At 68.5% G+C, this 19,412-nt stretch carries 17 protein-coding genes and 1 tRNA gene; 15 read left to right on the top strand and 3 right to left on the bottom strand.

Annotation, left to right across the window (positions count from 1 at the left end; genetic code table 11):
* Window positions 1–9 precede the first annotated feature (9 nt).
* Window positions 10–1,059, bottom strand: a complete 1,050-nt coding sequence (locus AA983_RS14920; RefSeq protein ID WP_052947063.1) for an alpha/beta fold hydrolase — start codon at window positions 1,057–1,059, stop codon at window positions 10–12.
* Window positions 1,060–1,061: 2 nt separating this feature from the next.
* Window positions 1,062–1,286 carry a hypothetical protein gene (locus AA983_RS10445; RefSeq protein ID WP_047312248.1) on the bottom strand — a complete coding sequence of 75 codons (225 nt, stop codon included), beginning with the start codon at window positions 1,284–1,286 and terminating at the stop codon, window positions 1,062–1,064.
* Between the two features lie 353 nt (window positions 1,287–1,639).
* On the opposite strand from AA983_RS10445, the gene glmU reads away from it, so the two are divergent.
* From glmU to AA983_RS10370, 15 genes are all read left to right on the top strand, one after another.
* Window positions 1,640–3,160, top strand: a complete 1,521-nt coding sequence (gene glmU / locus AA983_RS10440) for a bifunctional UDP-N-acetylglucosamine diphosphorylase/glucosamine-1-phosphate N-acetyltransferase GlmU (protein WP_047312247.1) — start codon at window positions 1,640–1,642, stop codon at window positions 3,158–3,160.
* Between the two features lie 8 nt (window positions 3,161–3,168).
* On the top strand, window positions 3,169–4,140 hold the full coding sequence (locus AA983_RS10435; protein WP_047312561.1) for a ribose-phosphate diphosphokinase: 972 nt from the start codon (window positions 3,169–3,171) through the stop codon (window positions 4,138–4,140).
* A gap of 320 nt (window positions 4,141–4,460) precedes the next feature.
* Window positions 4,461–5,165 (top strand): 50S ribosomal protein L25/general stress protein Ctc, encoded by a 705-nt coding sequence (locus AA983_RS10430; protein ID WP_047312246.1) that lies wholly within the window; start codon window positions 4,461–4,463, stop codon window positions 5,163–5,165.
* 113 nt (window positions 5,166–5,278) lie between these two features.
* Window positions 5,279–5,869, top strand: a complete 591-nt coding sequence (gene pth / locus AA983_RS10425) for an aminoacyl-tRNA hydrolase (RefSeq protein ID WP_047312245.1) — start codon at window positions 5,279–5,281, stop codon at window positions 5,867–5,869.
* Window positions 5,859–7,439, top strand: a complete 1,581-nt coding sequence (locus AA983_RS10420) for a hypothetical protein (RefSeq protein ID WP_047312244.1) — start codon at window positions 5,859–5,861, stop codon at window positions 7,437–7,439. Before pth ends, AA983_RS10420 begins: the two co-directional genes overlap by 11 nt.
* Before the next feature lie 137 nt (window positions 7,440–7,576).
* Window positions 7,577–11,203: a transcription-repair coupling factor gene (mfd, locus tag AA983_RS10415; protein WP_047312243.1), complete on the top strand. Its 3,627-nt coding sequence runs from the start codon at window positions 7,577–7,579 to the stop codon at window positions 11,201–11,203.
* On the top strand, window positions 11,200–12,204 hold the full coding sequence (locus AA983_RS10410) for a MazG family protein (RefSeq protein WP_231579585.1): 1,005 nt from the start codon (window positions 11,200–11,202) through the stop codon (window positions 12,202–12,204). The genes mfd and AA983_RS10410 overlap by 4 nt, the downstream gene beginning before the upstream one ends.
* A 131-nt stretch (window positions 12,205–12,335) precedes the next feature.
* Complete coding sequence (eno, locus tag AA983_RS10405) at window positions 12,336–13,619, top strand: phosphopyruvate hydratase (protein ID WP_047312242.1); 1,284 nt, start codon at window positions 12,336–12,338, stop codon at window positions 13,617–13,619.
* Window positions 13,620–13,759: 140 nt separating this feature from the next.
* Window positions 13,760–14,206: a septum formation initiator family protein gene (locus AA983_RS10400; protein ID WP_052947062.1), complete on the top strand. Its 447-nt coding sequence runs from the start codon at window positions 13,760–13,762 to the stop codon at window positions 14,204–14,206.
* Window positions 14,203–14,727, top strand: a complete 525-nt coding sequence (locus tag AA983_RS10395) for a DUF501 domain-containing protein (RefSeq protein WP_047312241.1) — start codon at window positions 14,203–14,205, stop codon at window positions 14,725–14,727. Before AA983_RS10400 ends, AA983_RS10395 begins: the two co-directional genes overlap by 4 nt.
* 2 nt (window positions 14,728–14,729) lie before the next feature.
* Window positions 14,730–15,668 (top strand): Ppx/GppA phosphatase family protein, encoded by a 939-nt coding sequence (locus tag AA983_RS10390; protein WP_047312240.1) that lies wholly within the window; start codon window positions 14,730–14,732, stop codon window positions 15,666–15,668.
* Between the two features lie 130 nt (window positions 15,669–15,798).
* A tRNA-Leu gene (locus AA983_RS10385) sits at window positions 15,799–15,874 on the top strand.
* A 23-nt stretch (window positions 15,875–15,897) separates the two neighbouring features.
* The gene (locus AA983_RS10380; RefSeq protein ID WP_047312239.1) at window positions 15,898–16,755 is read left to right on the top strand and encodes a Bax inhibitor-1/YccA family protein; all 858 of its coding nucleotides are present in this window, start codon (window positions 15,898–15,900) and stop codon (window positions 16,753–16,755) included.
* Window positions 16,748–17,071, top strand: a complete 324-nt coding sequence (locus tag AA983_RS10375) for a hypothetical protein (RefSeq protein ID WP_047312238.1) — start codon at window positions 16,748–16,750, stop codon at window positions 17,069–17,071. Before AA983_RS10380 ends, AA983_RS10375 begins: the two co-directional genes overlap by 8 nt.
* Window positions 17,072–17,194: 123 nt before the next feature.
* A complete protein-coding gene (locus AA983_RS10370; protein ID WP_047312237.1) occupies window positions 17,195–17,617 on the top strand; it encodes a VOC family protein in 423 nt (140 codons plus the stop codon).
* 71 nt (window positions 17,618–17,688) lie between these two features.
* Here the strand turns inward: AA983_RS10370 and AA983_RS10365 are convergent, their stop codons facing one another.
* Window positions 17,689–18,912 (bottom strand): acetyl-CoA C-acetyltransferase, encoded by a 1,224-nt coding sequence (locus AA983_RS10365; protein ID WP_047312236.1) that lies wholly within the window; start codon window positions 18,910–18,912, stop codon window positions 17,689–17,691.
* Window positions 18,913–19,412 lie beyond the last annotated feature (500 nt).

Below are 19,412 nucleotides of genomic sequence, written 5' to 3'. Positions count from 1 at the left end.
GGAACGAGTTCAGCCGGCAGGTGTCATCCGGCCCAGGAGACCGTTGAGCGCGCGCACGAAGCCGTCCGGGTCCGCCACCATCGACAGGTGCCCGGCGTTCGCGACGGTCGCCGACGGCGGGTGGCCGAGGTTGCGCTCGGCGCCCTCGCGTGAGCCGCCACCGGTGGCGTCCTCCTCGCCCCACAGGACGGCGCGCGGCACCCGAATCGCGCGGACCTGCTCGGGCGTGAGGTGGAGCATCGGTCGATCCGCCGTGTCGAACATCGCCTCCTCCGCGACGCGTTGCCGCAGCGGGCGGATCCACGCGTCGACGAGGGCATCGCCCTTCGCGCCCTGCAGGCCGTGGCAGACACTTCCGCACTGTGCGTCGAAGATGCGCCGAGGGAACCAGTTCCAGTGCGTGCCGAGGCGGTACAGCGACAGGGCGTACGGAGTGCGTGCGATGAACGACGCGACGGCCGGCGGTTCGCCCTCGCGTCCGTCGAACGGGAGGGCGTCACCGTCGGCGAAGACGATGCCGGAGATCCGATCGGGGTGCTCGAGGGCGACCGCCCCGACGACGGCGGCCCCGAGTGAGTGCCCGACGAGCGTCGGCTTGTCGAGCTGCAGCGCCTCGACGACGCCGAGGACGAGGTCGCTCTGGTCATCGAGCGAGTAGCGCCCCGAGTACTGCGAGTACCCCGAGCCCGCGAGGTCGACGGCGACGACGGGCCGGTCCTTCGCCAGCTGCGGTGCGACGAGAGACCACGACACGGTCGACTCGGCGAAACCGTGGACGAGAACGAGCGGAGTCTGCGTCGAAGCTGCGTCGCCCCAGCGTTCGTAATGGACGCTGATGGTTCGCCCGTCGCGCAGCTGAACGTCGACGTCGGCACCTGTCGGGGCGTCGAGGCGTTTCGGGGGAGTGGTGAGTGCGTTGAACGTCAGCGACAGCACCGTGACGACGAGAAACGTCGTGACCACGCCGCGCAGCACCCGGCGGCCGACGGAGCGCACACGCGTACGACGGACGGGTTGCTCGGCCGGTTCGGCCGACGAGGGAACAGACGCGTGGCTCATGCTCAGCCGAGCTCGCCGTTGCCGACGCTCGGCTCTGTCGTGCGCTTGGCCGCCGCGCCCATCCGCTCCTCAAAGCCACCCGATTCGACGAACGCCGTGATGCGCCTCGTGCCCATGGCCTGCAGAACGATGTTGGCGACAACGTAGGCGAACAGCGTCACGAGGACGATCCACGGCACCCAGTGGTCACCGAAGACCCAGACGACGGCCACGGGCACGTAGAACACGAGGGCCTGGGAGACACCGGCAATGGCCTGACCGATCGAGGGCTTGGCAGCTCGAGCCAGCCGACGCGCTGATGCAGGACGGCGGGCTTCGCGCCGGTGTCGTTCATTCCGCAAGTATGAAGGACGCCGAGTCCCCCTCTCGCGCTCCAACGAGCGCCGCCCGGATGCCGGAACGGCGCCGCACGACACGCTGGCGAAGACGCCCATGGCGCCTTGCGTCCAGGCCGGGACAAGCGTTCCCCGGGGCGAGGCGGGAAGTGGGGCGGTAGAGTCGCTGTGCTACTGCTGCCCGTTCGTGATCCGAGGCGGGCCGCAGCTTCCAGACATCACCGAATCGCAGGGGAGCTTCACACGTGAGCGCACCGCGTCCCGCAGCCGTCATCGTCCTCGCCGCCGGCGAGGGCACCCGCATGAAGTCAGACATCCCCAAGGTGCTGCACACGATCGGCGGACGTTCCCTCGTCGGGCACGCCGTCGCGGCCGCCCGGGGCACTGAGCCGTCGCACCTCGCCGTCGTCGTGCGCCATCAGCGTGAGCGGGTGGCGGCGCACATCGCAGAGATCGCTCCCGACGCGACGATCGCCGACCAGGACGAGGTCAAGGGCACCGGTCGCGCTGCGGAGTGCGCGCTCGAGATGCTGCCGAACGATCTCTCCGGCACCGTGCTCGTCACCTACGGCGACGTGCCGCTGCTCGCGACGCAGACCCTCACCGAGCTGACGACGGCGCACGAGCAGGGCGGCAACGCCGTCACCGTGCTCACCGCCGTCGTGCCGAACCCCACCGGCTACGGGCGCATCCTGCGTGACGCCGCGGGTTCCGTCGCGGGCATCATCGAGCACAAGGACGCGCTGAAGGCCCGCGAGGAGGGCACCGAGCACAAGGACGCCGTCGAGATCCGCGAGATCAACTCCGGCATCTACGCGTTCGACGCGGCGGTGCTGCGCGAGAGCCTCGCGAAGGTGACCACCGACAACGCCCAGGGCGAGAAGTACCTCACCGACGTCCTCGGGCTTGCCCGCGAGGCGGGCGGCCGCGTCGAGGCGCACACGATCGACGACCTCATGCAGACCGAGGGCGTCAACGACAAGGTGCAGCTCGCCGCCATGGGCCGCGAGCTCAACAAGCGCATCGTCGAGCAGGCCATGCGTGACGGCGCCATCGTCATCGATCCGGCGACGACGTTCGTCGACGTCGAGGTGACGATCGGGCGCGACACCGTCGTCCACCCGAACACGCAGCTGCGCGGCGCCACGACGATCGGCGCGAACTGCGAGATCGGCCCCGACACGACGCTGGTCGACACCGAGGTCGGCGACGGCGCGAGCGTCGTGCGCACCCAGGCCCAGCTCGCCAAGGTCGGCGACGAAGCGACGGTCGGTCCGTTCAGCTTCCTGCGCCCCGGCACCGAGCTCGGCGCCAAGGGCAAGATCGGCGGCTTCGTCGAGACGAAGAACGCCCAGATCGGCGACGGCGCCAAGGTGCCGCACCTCACCTACTGCGGCGACGCCGTCATCGGTGAGGGCGCGAACATCGGCGCGGGCACGATCTTCGCCAACTACGACGGCGTCAACAAGCATGTGACGCACGTCGGCGCCCACAGCTTCGTCGGCTCCGACTCGGTGCTCATCGCACCCGTCACCATTGCGCCCGGCGCGTACGTCGCCGCCGGTTCCGCCGTGGACGGCGACGTCGACTCCGGCCAGATCGCGGTCGCCCGCGGCCGGCAGCGCAACATCGACGGGTGGGTCGAACGCCGCCGCTCCGGCACGAAGACGCACGAGGCCGCCCAGAACAACACCCGGGCCACCACGAACGCCGACCCGTCAATTACTGTTGCTCCGGAATCCGCTGACGAAGGGACCTCGAAGTGAGCCTGTCCATGAAGCGCACGACCGAGAAGAACCTCATGGTCTTCTCCGGACGGGCCAACCCCGAACTCGCGCAGGCGGTGGCTGAGGGGCTCGGCACCCAGCTCGTGCCGACGCAGGCCTACGACTTCGCCAACTCGGAGACGTACGTGCGCTTCGACGAGTCGGTGCGCGGTTGCGACGCCTTCGTCATCCAGAGCCACACCGCTCCGGTGAACCAGTGGATCATGGAGCAGCTCATCATGGTCGACGCGCTCAAGCGCGCCTCGGCCAAGCGCATCACCGTCGTCGCGCCGTTCTACGGCTACGCACGTCAGGACAAGAAGTCGCGCGGCCGCGAGCCGATCTCGGCCCGCCTCGTCGCCGACATGTTCAAGACGGCCGGCGCCAACCGCCTCATGGCGGTCGACCTGCACACCGACCAGATCCAAGGCTTCTTCGACGGTCCCGTCGACCACCTGCAGGCCCTGCCGGTCATCACCGACTACGTCGCGAGCAAGTACGGCAACGAGAACCTCGCCGTCGTCTCGCCGGACGCCGGCCGCATCAAGGTCGCCGAGGCCTGGAGCAAGCGCCTCAACGGCGCACCGCTGGCCTTCATCCACAAGACGCGCGACGTGACGCGCCCCAACCAGTCGGTCGCCAACCGCGTCGTCGGCTCGGTCGAAGGCCGCACCTGCCTGCTCGTCGACGACATGATCGACTCGGGTGGCACCATTTGCCACGCGGCCGACGCGCTGATGAACGACGGCGCCGCGTCCGTCGTCATCGCCTCGACGCACGCGATCTTCTCCGACCCGGCCGTTCAGCGCCTGAACGACTCGGTGGCCCGCGAGGTCATCGTCACGGACACCCTGCCGATCACGCCGGAGAAGAAGTTCGACAAGCTGACGGTGCTGTCCATCGCGCCGCTGCTGTCGCAGGCCATCCGTGAGGTCTTCGAGGACGGCTCGGTCACGAGCATGTTCGACGAGGCGCAGTAAGCACCTCGCCCGATGACGGCCGCGAACCCCGCACGTGCGGCGGTTCGGGGCCGTTTCGCGTCCGTGGCGTCGCTCGTTTAGACTGGTCGACGTTGCCTCGGCGAGGGACGCTGCACGGGCGCGCGACGAAAGTCGCCGTTCGGATCCAGGGTCCGTGATCGACGCGGTGGTTCTCCGTTCGACGTCCGCTCTGTGTGAGCGTGTGACGAAGTGGCGTACCCGCGCGAACTCGTGCCCGTACATCGCCCCGCGTCGAGGCCACCGCACCCGATACATCGGTTCGCGCGCAAGCGCGAGCCCCTTCCGCTTGGAGGCCAGCCATGGCACAGGAGAAGACCTACCTCGACGCCACCATCCGCACGGAGTTCGGCAAGGGCGCTGCCCGCCGCATCCGCCGTGAGGACAAGATCCCCGCCGTTCTCTACGGCCACGGTGAGAAGCCGGTTCACCTCGAGCTCGAGGGCCACGCCACGATGCTCGCCGTGAAGAACCCGAACAACCTGCTCACGATCCGCTACGACGGCAAGGAAGAGCTGGCGCTCGCCCGCGACGTCCAGCGCGAGATCCTGCGCCGCAACATCGAGCACGTCGACCTCGTCATCGTGAAGCGCGGCGAGAAGGTCGTCGTCGACGTCGCCGTCCACGTCGAGGGCGAGGCCGCTCCCGAGACCGTCGTCACGACGGAGAACGCGACGCTGTCCGTCGAGGCCCCGGCCACCGACATCCCCGAGTTCTTCACGGTTTCCGTCGAGGGCCTCGAGGCCGGCACGCAGATCCTCGCGAAGGACATCACGCTGCCCGACGGCGTCACGCTCGACTCCGACGAGGAGCTGCTCGTCGTCAACATCACCGAGCAGATCTCCGCTGAGGCTCTCGAGGCCGAGCTCGCCGACGCCGAGGCCGAGGCCGGCATCGAGCACGACGAGTCCGACGAGGAGGCCGCTGAGGCCGAGGCAGCCGAAGGTGCCGAGGGCGAGTCCGCCGAGGGCGACGCAGCCGAGGGTGACGACTCCGAGCAGGAGTGATCCCCGGTCCGAACAGGACTCTCTGACGAGGCCCCTCGTCGCCGTCGCAGGCGGCGGGGGGCCTTCGTCGTCACCGCCCTGCGGCATACTGGTCGCTCGTGGAAAGGACGCCCATGGACCCCTGGCTCGTCGTCGGCCTCGGCAACCCCGGCCCGAAGTATGCGGGCAACCGCCACAACGTCGGCGCCATGGTAGTCGAACGCATGGCAGCTGACGCAGGCGTCACGCTGCGCGCCCACAAAGCACGGGCCGCCGCAGCCGAAATCCGCCTCGGCACCATGCCGGGCGGCATGCCCGGGCCCAAGGCCGTCATTGCGGTGCCGAGCAGCTACATGAACGAGTCGGGTGGACCCGTCAGCGCGCTCATGAAGTTCTTCAAGATCCCGCCGGAGCGTCTCGTCGTCCTGCACGACGAACTCGACATCGACTTCGGCGCGGTGCGCCTCAAACTCGGCGGCGGAGAGGGCGGCCACAACGGCCTGCGCTCCATCAGCAAGAGCATCGGCACGAAGGACTACCTGCGCGTGCGTCTCGGCATCGGTCGTCCGCCCGGGCGCATGGACGTGGCCGACTTCGTGCTCAAGGATTTCAACGCGAGCGAACGCAAGGAACTCGACTTTCTCGTTCCCGCAGGCGGCGACGCCGTCGAAGCTCTCGTCCACCGTGGGCTCACCGACGCGCAGAACATCGTGCATGCCCACTGAACGCGTCACCGAGCACGTCAGCCGACGTCTCGCGCTGCACGCCTGGTCCGCGACGGCCGTCGTTGCCGTCGGGGGCCTGCTCTTCGTCCTCATCGCGCCCGGAGTGGGCGACATGTGGGCCGCCCTCGCACGCGCCCAGGCCGCTCGTGACGGCGTGACGCTCGGGTACTGGTTCAGCTGGTACTCCGGAGCGCATCCGCCCGGCGGCTACTCGGTCATCGTGCCGTGGCTGTCGGCGCTGCTCGGTGCGCACCTCGTCGTCGCGCTCGCGGCCCTCGCGATTCCGTGGGCCGTGGCCCTCACTGTGACCCAGGTTCGCCGACCGATCGTCGCTGTCTGGGTGGCGACCATCAGCGCCCTCCTCACCCTCGGTGCCGGCCGGACGACGTTCCTCGTCGGTGCGGTCATCGCCATCGGAGCCCTCGACGCCGCCATCCGCGATCGGCGCTGGCTCGCGTCGTTCCTCGTCGTCCTCAGCGGCCTGGCGTCGCCAGTGGCCGTGGCGTTCGTGCTCGTCGGTCTGGGCGCGGGATTCCTCGGCAAACGCCTGTCGATCGTGCCGATCCTCGCGGGGCTGGCCTTCCTCGGTGTTTCGTCGTGGCTGTGGGGCAGCAGCGGCCCCGAAGGCTACGGCTGGGCTCGCGCGCTCATCTCCCTCGTCCTGCTCGCGGTCTTCCTCTTCGCGAACCCGGCGCGTCCGGTCAAGGTCGCCATCGTCATCGCGACGTTCGCCATCGTCGTGTTCTCGGCCGTGCCCAACGCGATGGGGTCGAACCTCGCGCGGCTCGTGTTCGCCGTCCTGCCCGTAGCAGTGGCCGCGACGGCCCGGCGCAGCAACCGCTTCACCGCGCTCGCCGTCGTCCCGGCACTCGTCTGGTCCGCATACTTCACCGCGCACGATCTGGCCGATTCGCGCGCTTCGGCGTCGTCGGTCACGGTGTACCAACCGCTCGCGGACGCCCTGAAGCGCCAGCCCGGTATCGAGACGAGCCGCGTCGAGGTGGTCGCCGACGGCACGCACACCTCGGCCTTCGTCCTCGCCAAGGACTTCTGGCTCGCCCGCGGCTACGAGACGCAGGCCGACCGCAGCCTCTCCGATGCCTTCGTCGACCGGGAGGCGAGCATCTCGCCGGAGCACCTGAACGGCTGGTTGCGCGACTCGAGCGTCCGGTACGTCGCGCTCAACCGGCACCCGGTCAAGCGCACGGGGGAGTGGCGCACCGCCAACGCGCAGCCTGAGGGATGGCGCGAGGTCTGGTCGAACCGTGACTGGCGCCTGTTCGAGGTCTCGGGCACGAAACCGCTCATCGGTGACGGCGCCACGCTGCGCGGCAAGAGCGCCTCGCACCTCGTCCTCAACGTTCAGCCTGGGCGCGACGTCGTGGTGCGCGTGCGCTGGTCGTCCTACTTGCACAGCCGCATCGTCGAGGAGAAGGGCCCGGGTGACGCGTCGGGTCACCCCGACGAGACGCCGCGCGTCATCCTCGAGCCGTCGGGTGACGGCTGGACGCTGCTGCGCCTCGAAGGCTCGTCGGTTGCTCGTGACGTCGAACTGTTCGGCCGCCCGTGAGCGGGATGATTCCGCGCGGTTCCGGGGTTGTCGCAGAGCGCACCTAGACTGAGGTCACGCCTTCGTCCGCCCCGGCGGCGCGCGAAGGTGTCACGGCTGCGCGCCCTGATCCAACCGCCCGCGAAGGAGTTCCGCGAATGCCCGAGGCCACCAATCTGCCGCTCATGCCGCTGCTCGAGCGGGTGTGCGCGGACGCCTCGGTCGGCAGGCTGCTCGCGTTGCGCGGCGAGGAGGGCCTCGTCGATGTTGCGGCCGCCTCCGGCCTGCGCGGACCGATCGCGGCGGCGCTCGCCGGCGCCTGCGCGCCCGGTGAGGGTGGCGTTCCGTTGCTCGTCGTCACGGCCACCGGTCGTGAGGCCGACGACGTCACGGCCGTCCTGCGCAGCTTCCTCGACTACGACGCTGTCGCCGACTTCCCGAGCTGGGAGACGCTCCCGCACGAGCGGATGTCGCCGCGCTCCGACACGGTCGGCAAGCGCCTGGCGGTGCTGCGACGCCTCGCGCACCCCGAATCCGGCGGCACCTACGGGCCGATCGAGGTCGTCGTCGCCTCCGTGCGGGCGCTCATGCAGCCGCTCGCCAAGGGGCTCGGTGATCTCGAACCGGTCAGCCTCGCGGCCGGCGACGAGCGCCCGCTCGAAGACATCGTCGAAGCCCTCGTCGGTGCTGCGTACACGCGCGTCGACATGGTGGAGAAGCGCGGTGAGTTCGCCGTGCGCGGTGGCATCCTCGACGTCTTCCCGCCCACCGAGGACCACCCGGTGCGCCTCGAGTTCTGGGGCGACGTCGTCGAAGAGATCCGCTGGTTCAAGGTGGCCGACCAGCGCTCGCTCGAGGTCAACCCGCACGGGCTGTGGGCGCCGCCGTGCCGTGAGCTGCTGCTGACGCCCGAGGTCCGTGAGCGCGCCGCCGAGCTCGCCCCGACGCTGCCCGGCGTCACCGACATGCTCTCCAAGGTGGCCGAAGGCATCGCCGTCGAGGGCATGGAATCCCTCATGCCGGCGCTTCTTCCCGCGGGGATGGAGACGCTCGTCGACGTCGTGCGCCCGGGAACCCACGTCGTCCTGCTCGACCCGGAGCGTGTGCGCACCCGCGCCCACGACCTCGTCAACACCTCCCAGGAGTTCCTCGACGCAAGTTGGGCCAACGCGGCTGCTGGCAACGCCATTCCGGTCGACCTGCGCTCGATCCTCGACGGCGGTTCCTACTGGGCGCTGTCGGATCTGCGCGACAAGGCGCTCGCCGGCGAGCGCGCGTGGTGGTCGTTCAGCTCCTTCGCTGCCGACAACGACCTGCAGGAGTTCCTTGAGGACGAGTTGCCCGGCACCCGCGTCACCATCGCGTCGGAGGACGTGCCCAACTACCGCGGTGACACGGAGAAGGCCTCGGCCGACATCAAAGCCCACGTCGACGCCGGGCGATCCGTCGCCGTCGTCACGGACGGGCCCGGCTTCGCCAAGCGCGTAACGCAGGTGCTCGGCGAGCACGATGTGGCCTCGCGCCCGATGACGCAGGTGCAGGCCGGCGTCGAGGTGGCCACCGGCGCGCTCGGGCACGGCTTCGAGATGCCCGACCTCGGTCTCGTCGTCCTCACCGAGGCCGACCTCACCGGTTCGGCCGGGGCGAGCACGAAGGACATGCGACGCATGCCGTCGCGCCGCCGCAACGTCGTCGACCCGCTGCAGCTCAAGCCAGGCGACCACGTCGTCCACGAACAGCACGGTGTCGGCCGCTTCGTCGAGATGATGCAGCGCACCGTCGGCGGAGCCACCCGTGAGTACCTCGTGCTTGAGTACGCCTCGAGCAAGCGGGGGCAGCCTGGCGACCGACTCTTCGTCCCCACCGATCAGCTCGACCAGGTCACCCGGTACGTCGGCGGCGAGATGCCCACCCTGTCGAAGATGGGTGGTTCCGACTGGGCCGCCACGAAGTCGAAGGCGCGCCGTCACGTCAAGCAGATCGCGGGTGAACTGATCCGCCTCTACTCCGCGCGCCAGGCCACGCCCGGTCACGCGTTCGCACCGGACACCCCATGGCAGCGTGAGTTGGAGGACGCCTTCGCCTACGTCGAGACGCCGGATCAGTTGAGCAGTATCGACGAGGTCAAGGCCGACATGGAGAAGACGGTTCCGATGGACCGCCTCGTCTGCGGTGACGTCGGCTACGGCAAGACCGAGATCGCCGTGCGCGCCGCGTTCAAGGCGATTCAGGATTCCAAGCAGGTCGCCGTTCTCGTGCCGACCACGCTGCTCGTCAAGCAGCACTTCTCCACCTTCTCCGAGCGGTACGCGGGCTTCCCCGTCACGGTGCGTGCGCTCTCGCGCTTCCAGAGCGACAAGGAGGCGCGCGAGGTGCTCGCGGGCCTGAAGGACGGCTCGATCGATCTCGTCATCGGCACTCACCGCCTGCTGAGCAAGGAGGTCCAGTTCAAGGATCTCGGCCTCGTCATCGTCGACGAGGAACAGCGCTTCGGTGTCGAACACAAGGAGCAGCTCAAGCAGCTGCGTACGGCCGTCGACGTGCTCGCCATGTCGGCCACGCCGATTCCGCGCACGCTCGAGATGGCGGTCACCGGCATCCGCGAGATGTCGACGCTGGCCACGCCGCCGGAGGAGCGTCACCCGGTCCTCACCTTCGTCGGCGCGTACGACGAGAAGCAGATCACGGCCGCCATCCGGCGCGAGCTGATGCGTGAGGGTCAGGTCTTCTACGTCCACAACAAGGTCGGCAGCATCGAGAAGCAGGCTGCCCGCATCCGCGAACTCGTGCCTGAGGCGCGTGTCGCCACGGCCCACGGAAAGATGGGCGAGGCCCGTCTCGAGGAGGTCGTCGTCGACTTCTGGGAGCGCAAGTTCGACGTGCTTATCTGTACGACGATCGTCGAGACCGGCCTCGACATCAGCAACGCCAACACGCTCATCGTCGAGCGGGCCGACCAGCTCGGCCTGAGCCAGCTGCACCAGCTGCGTGGACGTGTCGGCCGTGGCCGCGAACGCGCCTACGCGTACTTCATGTTCCCCGCGGAGAAGCCGCTCACGGAGACGGCGCACGACCGACTCCAGACGATCGCGAGCCACACCGACCTCGGGGCGGGCATGCAGATCGCGATGAAGGACCTCGAGATCCGCGGCGCCGGAAACCTCCTCGGCGGCGAACAGTCCGGTCACATCGCCGGCGTCGGGTTCGACCTCTACGTGCGCATGGTGGGCGAGGCCGTGGCCGACTACCGCGGCGACGAGGGCAACGCGATGCCGGTCGAGATCAAGATCGAACTGCCCGTCGACGCGCACCTGCCGCACGAGTACGTGCCGGGGGAGCGTCTGCGTCTCGAGGCGTACAAGAAGCTCGCGAGCGTCGAGGACGAGGCAGCTCTCGACGAGATCATCGCCGAGCTCAAGGACAGGTACGGCGAGCCGCCGCAGCCGGTGCTCAACCTCTTCGACGTGGCACGCCTGCGCACCGTCGCGCGCAAGGCGGGCATCAGCGATATCGGTGTGCAGGGCAAGTACGTGCGCTTCGGGCCGGTCACCGAGCTGCGCGAATCTCAGCAGCTGCGCCTCGAGCGGCTCTTCCCGGGCACCCTCGTCAAGAGTGCACAGGAGCGCCTGCTCGTGCCCACGCCCATGACGAAGCCCGTCGGCGGCAAGCCGCTGCGCGACGAGGCGATCCTGCAGTGGGCCACGCAGCTCGTTCAGGCGGTGCTGCTCGACGACATCGCGGCCGCCGCTGCGGCGCAGGAACTGTCCCGAGGAGGACGCCGATGAGTGCCGACATGAACGCCGGATCGATCGGCCTCGTCGTCGTCAGCCCACGCGTGCCGGCCGGGCTCATGACACGTGACGCTTGGAGCCGCATCGAGTCCGCGGGCCTCGTCCTCGGGCGTGACGCGGAGGAGCCGCTTGTCGAGGCCGTCACCGAGGCGGGCCTCGAGGTCAAACTCGTCGCAGACGTCACGGCGCCCGATCTGGCCCGGCGCCTCGTCGACGCGGCCGACGAGCAGGACGTCGTATGGCTCGGATCGTCGGACGCCGACCCAGGGCTCACCGACGCGCTCGCCGGTGAGCTGACGCGCCTCGACTCGCCGCCGCCCGTCGAGGTCGTCGTCGGGTCGTGGGACGCTCCCGGCGCGCGGCTGCTCGACGCCGTTGCCGTCATGGACACGCTCCGCTCGCCGGGCGGGTGCCCGTGGGACGCGAAGCAGACGCACGCGAGCCTCGCGCCGTACCTCGTCGAGGAGGCCTTCGAGGTCGTCGAGGCGATCGGCGAGCAGGACAGTTCACACCTCGAGGAGGAGCTCGGTGACGTGCTCCTCCAGGTGCTCTTCCACGCGCGCGTTGCGTCCGAGCGCGCCGATGAGGGCTTCGACATCGACGCCGTCGCGGGGCGCCTGGTGGACAAGCTCGTCCGCCGCCACCCGCACGTGTTCGCCGACGGCGCCGCGTCCTCGCCCGAGGAAGTCGAAGCGGAGTGGGCCCGCATCAAGGCCGACGAGAAGCCCGAGCGCGACGCCGACGACCCCCTGGCTGGTGTCCCGACCGGGTTGCCGCCGCTCGAGCGCGCCACGAAGTACGTCTCCCGCCTGACGAAGGCCGGCCACGGCGATCTCGTCGCGGACGTGACGAGCGGCGACTCCCTCGGTCCGGCACTGCTCGACCTCGTCGTTCAGGCTCGCGAACTCGGCGTCGATCCGAGCGTGGCCCTGGCCACGGCGTTGAGCGATCTCGACGCCCGCGTGGGCGCTCGACGCAGCGATCCGTCCACATGAGCTTCACCACGGCATTGCTACCGGCCAGTTCCTGCTCGGTTCGTTAGGCTCGGAGGTGAGCGGCCATCGCGTCGCACACAGCCTGCGGTCGAACGACGTGACCGTTCCCCTCACTGCATCGGAGAGATTCTGTGGCAACCATTGAAAGCATCGGCGCATTCGAGATTCTCGACTCGCGCGGCAACCCGACAGTGAGCACGGTCGTCGTGCTCGACGACGGCTCCGTCGGTGAGGCGGCCGTTCCCTCGGGCGCTTCCACCGGTCAGTTCGAGGCCGTCGAGCGTCGTGACGGCGACAAGGGCCGCTACCTCGGCAAGGGTGTCCAGGACGCGGTCAACTCGGTCATGGAGGAGATCCAGCCCGAGCTCCTCGGCGCCGAGGCCGACGACCAGCGCCTCATTGACGCCGAGATGATCGCTCTCGACGACACGGACAACAAGGGCAAGCTCGGCGCGAACGCCATCCTCGGCGTCTCGCTCGCCGTGGCCCGCGCGGCCTCCCAGTCGGCAGGCCTGTCGCTCTACCGCTACGTCGGTGGCCCGAACGCCCACGTCCTGCCGGTTCCGATGATGAACATCCTCAACGGTGGTTCGCACGCCGACACGAACGTCGACATCCAGGAGTTCATGATCGCCCCGATCGGCGCCGAGTCGTTCAGCGAGGCGCTGCGCATGGGCGCCGAGGTCTACCACGCGCTCAAGGCCGTGCTCCACGACAAGAAGCTCAGCACCGGCCTGGGCGACGAGGGCGGCTTCGCTCCCGACCTCGACTCCAACCGCGCTGCGCTCGACCTCATCGTCGACGCCATCAAGAAGGCCGGCTACGTCCCGGGCAAGGACGTTGCGCTCGCGCTCGACGTCGCCGCGTCCGAGTTCTGCGAGAAGGGCAAGTACACCTTCGAGGGCAAGAAGCGCGACGCCAAGTGGATGACGGACTACTACGCCGACCTCGTGAAGTCCTACCCGCTCGTCTCCATCGAGGACCCGCTGGACGAGGAGGACTGGGAGGGCTGGGCCCACATCACCGAGACCCTCGGTGACAAGGTTCAGCTCGTCGGTGACGACCTCTTTGTCACGAACCCTGAGCGTCTCCAGCGCGGTATCGACACGAAGACCGGCAACGCGCTGCTCGTCAAGGTCAACCAGATCGGTTCGCTCACCGAGACGCTCGACGCCGTCACGCTCGCGCAGACGAACGGCTACCGCTGCATGATGTCGCACCGTTCCGGTGAGACGGAGGACACGACGATCGCAGACCTCGCCGTCGCCACGAACTGCGGCCAGATCAAGACGGGTGCGCCGGCTCGCTCCGAGCGCGTCGCGAAGTACAACCGTCTGCTGCGCATCGAGTGGGAACTCGACGACGCCGCGGTGTACGCCGGTCGCAGCGCCTTCCCGCGTTTCGCAGGTAACTGAGCGGTTTGAAGCCGAAGAAGTCCCGCCCCTCCCGTTCCGCCCCACGCGGTGGAACGGGAGGGGCGCGTCCTGCCCCGAACAGCCGCCCGGCACGCTCAGGGCGTGACCGTTCGCGCCCGAGCGGCTCGACGCGCCCCAGCATGCGTCAGCAGTTCGATGCACCCATCGAGCGTCGGCGTCGGGCGAACCCGCGCACGGTCCGCCGTGCTCTTGCACTGGGAGCGCTCTTCGCGCTCATGCTCGTCGTCCTGACGCCCACGCTGCGCAGCTACCTGCAGCAGCGCAGCGAGATCGCCGACCTGCGCCAGCAGAAGATCGATGGCCAGAAGCGGGTCGAGGCGCTCGAGGCGCAGAAGAAGCGCTGGGAGGACCCGGCGTACATCAAGAAGCAGGTGACGCAGCGCCTCGGCTACGCCATGCCGGGGCAGAAGGTGACGGTCTACGTCGACGACCGCAACAAGCCGCATGCGGTGACGAAGTCCACGGGCGTCGCGAACGCGACGACGTTGTCGAGTCACCCCTGGTACGGCCAGCTGTGGGGTTCGGTGAAGATGTCGTCCGACGAGAGTCAGCAGGGGAAGAAATGAGTGAGATCAGCTCGTCGGTGAGCGCCAGCGACACCGCGGCCATCGAGCGCCAGTTGGGGCGTGTGCCTCGCGGAACCGTCGAGGTCTCGGCGCGTTGTGCGTGCGGTTGCCCGACGGTGGTGCGCACCTTGCCGCGGCTGCCGGACGGAACCCCGTTCCCCACCTCCTTCTACGCCACGTGCCCGCGCCTGACCGGTGCCATCTCCACGCTCGAATCGCAGGGCGTCATGAAGGAGATGACCGACCGTCTTGCCGAGGACGAGGAACTTGCGGCCTCCTACCGCCGCGCGCACGAGGACTACCTGGCGCGCCGCGCCGAGCTCGGCGAGGTTCCCGAGATCGACGGCATCAGCGCTGGCGGTATGCCGACGCGCGTCAAGTGCCTCCACGTGCTCGTGGCGCACTCGCTCTCCGTCGGCCCCGGCATCAATCCGCTGGGTGACGAAGCCATCGCCTTGCTCGGCGACGACTGGTGGAAGAACGGCTGCTGCGGCGCAGTGCCCGCCGAAGAGGGGAAGTGACGATGCGCGTCGGTGCGATCGACTGCGGGACCAACTCGATCAGGCTTCTCGTCGCCGATCGTGACGGTGAGAACCTCACGTACCTCGCTCGCCGCACTGAGATCGTTCGCCTCGGCCAGGGTGTGGACGTGACCGGGCGTATCGCCGACGAAGCGATGGCGCGCACCCTGCTCGTCGCGCGTGAGTACGCCCAGATCTGCCGCGAGCACAACGTGGACGCCGTGCGCTTCGTCGCGACGTCGGCGTCGCGTGACGCCGAGAACGCCGGTGAGTTCGTCGACGGCGTTCGATCGGCGTTCGGTTCCTACGACGTCGTGCCCGAGGTCGTCTCGGGGCACGAGGAGGCATCGCTCAGCTTCACCGGTGCCACGGGGCCGCTGCGCGCGCAAAACGCGGATGCGCCCTTCCTCGTCGTCGACCTCGGGGGCGGCTCGACGGAGCTGGTGCTCGGTACCGACGACGTCGCGCAGTCGATCTCGCTCGACATCGGCTCGGTGCGCATGACGGAGCGCCATCTGCGTTCCGACCCACCGACTGCCGCAGAGATCGAATCGGCGATGGTCGACATCGACGCCGCGCTCGACGAGGCCGAGAAGATCGTCGACCTGTCTGCGGCGAAGACGTTGGTCGGCCTTGCCGGGTCGATCACGACCGTCACAGCCCACGCGCTTGGCCTGTCGTCGTACGACTCGTCGCGAATCCACGGAGCGGAACTCACGCTCGAGCAGGCGCTCGCCTCGTGTGACGCCCTGCTCGGCGCCGGCCGCGACGAGCGGGCGGCGTACGGATTCATGCACCCCGGGCGCGTCGACGTCATCGGAGCGGGAGCTCTTATCTGGCGAGCCGTGGTGCAACGCGTTGCTGCACGAGCAGGCCTCACCGAGGTGCGCACGAGCGAGACCGACATCCTCGACGGCATCGCCCTCAGCATCACGGCCTGAGCGCTCATTCCTCGCACGGAACGGGAACAACCGATTCGCAGCGTTCGTTGACGCAGTCAAACATCTCGACGGCTAACTGCCCGACAGCTCCGCCCGGCGGCCGGTGAGCACCCTCTCGCTACGATGGGGTGCCCTCGTAGCCCAACGGCAGAGGCAGGCGACTTAAAATCGCTGTGTTGCGGGTTCGACTCCCGTCGAGGGCACCAACCATTTCGTCCCTGGAGGGCACATGGCCGGTAATCCGGTTTTCAGCAACTTCGACAAGAACCTGCGTTCTGGTCAGTACGCCGGCTTCGGCTCCCAGCAGCAGGGTGCCCAGCCGGGTTACGGCCAGCAGCCGTTCGGTCAGCAGGGCTTCGATCAGCAGTACGCGCCGCAGGCGCCGATGCAGCAGAGCAGCGGCCGCAGCATGACGATGGACGACGTCGTCATGAAGTCGATCGCCCTCTTCGGTCTGCTCATCGTCGTGGCAGGTGGCTCGTGGGTGTTCGCCCAGCGCGCCATCGACTCGCAGCAGAACACCACCGTGCTCGGCCTCTGGGCCGGCGGCGCCATCGTCAGCCTCGTCCTGTCGCTCATCATCGCCTTCCGCAAGACGATCTCGGTGCCTCTGATCATCGCCTTCACCCTCGCTGAGGGTGTGTTCGTCGGTGCCGTCAGTGCGTTCTTCAACACGGCTTACCCGGGCGTCGTCGTCCAGGCCGTTCTCGCCACGCTGTGTGTGTTCGCCGGTGTGCTTCTCGGCTACAAGACGGGCCTCATCCGCGTCACGGCTCGAAGCCGCCGCATCTTCATGTACATGCTCATCGGTTACATGCTCTTTGCGCTCGTCAACTTCGTGCTCGTCCTGACGGGCCTGCAGGAAGGCTTCGGCATCGGCGGCTCGGGACCGCTCGGCATCGCGATCTCGATCTTCGCCGTGGCTCTCGCGTCGTACTCGCTGGCCATCGACTTCGACTCCATCTCGGACGGTGTGCGCGCCGGCGTCCCGGAGAAGACTTCCTGGCTGCTGGCCTACGGCCTGCTCGTCAGTGTCGTCTGGCTCTACATCGAGATGCTGCGCCTCCTGGCGCGTCTGCGTGACTGACACCCAGGCTGTGAACGACCCGTTCGAGGTGGAACTCGAGCGGGTCGTTCGGCGTTTGCGCGCCCTCAGCCCCGGTGACGAGGCTGGGCAGCGCAGCTCTTGGCGGAGTTCGCTGGGCTCGCTTGTCCAACGCCTGGGCGATGCCCACGCAGATGCGGCGGGCATCGAGCGTCGTGAGGTCCCAGGCGCTGGGGGAGCCGACGTGGCCCCTGCCCTCCTCGCCGAGATGCTGCGCGCCGTCTCGTTCGACGCTGCGCAGGTCACGGACATCCACGGCTTCGCAGCGGAGCTGGCCGCCGTCCGACGCTCGCTCTGACGCGAGTCCCCGATCGGCGGGCTCTCGTGGGCTCGCCAGGGCAAGGGGACCGAGGGTCGACACGCTTATGCTGTGGCCCATACGGCGCTCGCCGTTCCCATTTGGCACTCTCGAGGAGTAACCATGGCTTCGCGCCTCAGCCCGTACCTGCAGTTCCGTGACACCGCCCGTCAGGCGCTGGAGTTCTACCACGGCGTCCTCGGTGGAGACCTCACGCTCTCCACCTTCGGCGACATGGGCGTCGAGGGCCAGGAGGCTCAAAAGATCATGCACGGCATGCTGACGACGACGGACGAGTTCGTCCTCATGGGCTCCGACACCCCTGAGCAGATGGAGTACACGCCGGGCGGCAACTTCTCGATCAGCCTCACCGGCGACGACGCCGAGTCGTTGCGACGCTACTTCGCCGGCCTCTCCGAAGGTGGCGACGTGACGATGCCGCTCGCCGTCCAGATGTGGGGCGACGAGTTCGGCATGTTCACCGACAAGTTCGGCACCCGCTGGATGGTCAACATCGCCACGTCCGAGCACCGCGACCAAGCCTGAGCCTCACGTCACGAGAGAAGCGGCCGGCGCCCCATCGGGGACGCCGGCCGCTTCTGTCGGTATCAGAGCGATCAGTTGAGGCGCTCGTAGATGATGGCCATGCCCTGGCCCCCACCGACGCACATCGTCTCGAGACCGAACTGGCCGTCGCGGGCCTGCAGGCCGTTGAGCAGCGTCGTCGTGATGCGTGCACCCGTCGAACCGAAGGGGTGACCGAGCGCGATGGCGCCACCGTTGATGTTGAGCTTGTCGAGGTCCATGCCGAGGTCCTGGGCGCTCGGCAGAACCTGGGCGGCGAAGGCCTCGTTGATCTCGTAGAGGTCGATGTCACCGATGCTCATACCGGCGCGGGCGAGTGCCTGCTTGCTCGCCTCAACCGGGCCGAGGCCCATGATCTCGGGGGAGAGGCCGGAGACGCCCGTGGAGACGACGCGGGCGAGCGGCTTGAGGCCGAGCTGCTGTGCCTTGACGTCGCTCATGACGACGAGGGCGGCAGCACCGTCGTTGAGGGGGCAGCAGTTGCCCGCAGTGACGGTGCCGTTCTCGCGGAAGACGGGGTTGAGGCCCTGGAGCGCCTCGAGCGTGACGCCGGCGCGGGGGCCGTCGTCCGTGGAGACGACGGTGCCGTCCGCCAGCGTGACGGGCGCGATCTCCCGGGCGAAGAAACCGTCTGCGATGGCCTTCTCCGCACGGTTCTGCGAGCGGACGCCCCACTCGTCCTGCTCCGCGCGGGAGACACCACGGTAGGTGGCAACGTTCTCGGCCGTCTGGCCCATGGCGATGTAGACGTCGGGCAGGAGACCCTGCTCGCGCGGGTCGCTCCAGGTTGCGTTCGTCTTCGCGGTCTCCGCCGTGCGGGCCATGGCGTCGGCGAACTTGGGGTTGAGGTCGCCCGAGTCCGACTCACCAGCGCCGGAGAAGTTCGTGTACTGCGAGACGCACTCGACACCGGCTGAGATGAAGACATCGCCCTCACCGGCACGGATGGCGTGTGCGGCCATGCGGGTCGTCTGAACCGAGGAGGCGCAGAAGCGGTTCACCGTGGCGCCGGGAACGTGGTCCATTCCGGCGAGAACGGAGACGACGCGCGCCATGTTGTTGCCCTGGCGGCCCGACGGCTCGGCGCAGCCGAGGTAGAGGTCCTCGATGAGTGCACGGTCCAGTTCGGGAACCTTGGCCAGGGCAGCCTCGACGACCTGCGTGGCCAGGTCGTCCGGGCGGACGTCCTTGAGGGAGCCCTTGAAGGCTCGTCCGATCGGGGTGCGTGCGGCAGAGACGATCACTGCTTCGGGCATCAAAACTGCTCCTTTGCATGGCGCCCCACAGGGCGCGCTGACGGGCATGCGCTGTCTCCGCGATTGTAGGCATTGGCACCGCCGTAGGCGCCCGAACGAGGTGGACGGACGGTGCCGCGAGGGGTTGTGCCGACCCGATTTGCAGAGACGCGGCTCGGTCGCCTAGTGTTTACGGAGTCAGCCCGGAAGGGCATCGCGGCAGGAGCCGCTCACACTGACTGTTTTGGTTGGTGGTTGAGTGTGCGGGTCGGGTGCTTGGGTTTGATGGATTTGTCTGGAGCCAAGTGCGCGAGATGAAGATCCTCACTGGTCACGGTTGTGGCGGTGGCGGGTTGGATTTGACGCCCAAGAGCCGGATGGATTAAGTTAGAGAAGTTGCCCCGGAAACGGGCCGCCACACAGTGTGTGGGGCTTGTTGATGGTGTGTGATGGTGTTTTGAGAACTCAACAGCGTGCCGATGTGATCATCGCCAAACAACAATTTTTGCTGGTCTTATGGC

Source organism: Dermacoccus sp. PE3 (assembly GCF_001021715.1).
Lineage (GTDB): Bacteria > Actinomycetota > Actinomycetes > Actinomycetales > Dermatophilaceae > Dermacoccus > Dermacoccus abyssi.
The sequence above is the reverse complement of the archived record's forward strand: the minus strand, read 5'-3'. Positions and strand labels throughout refer to the sequence as shown.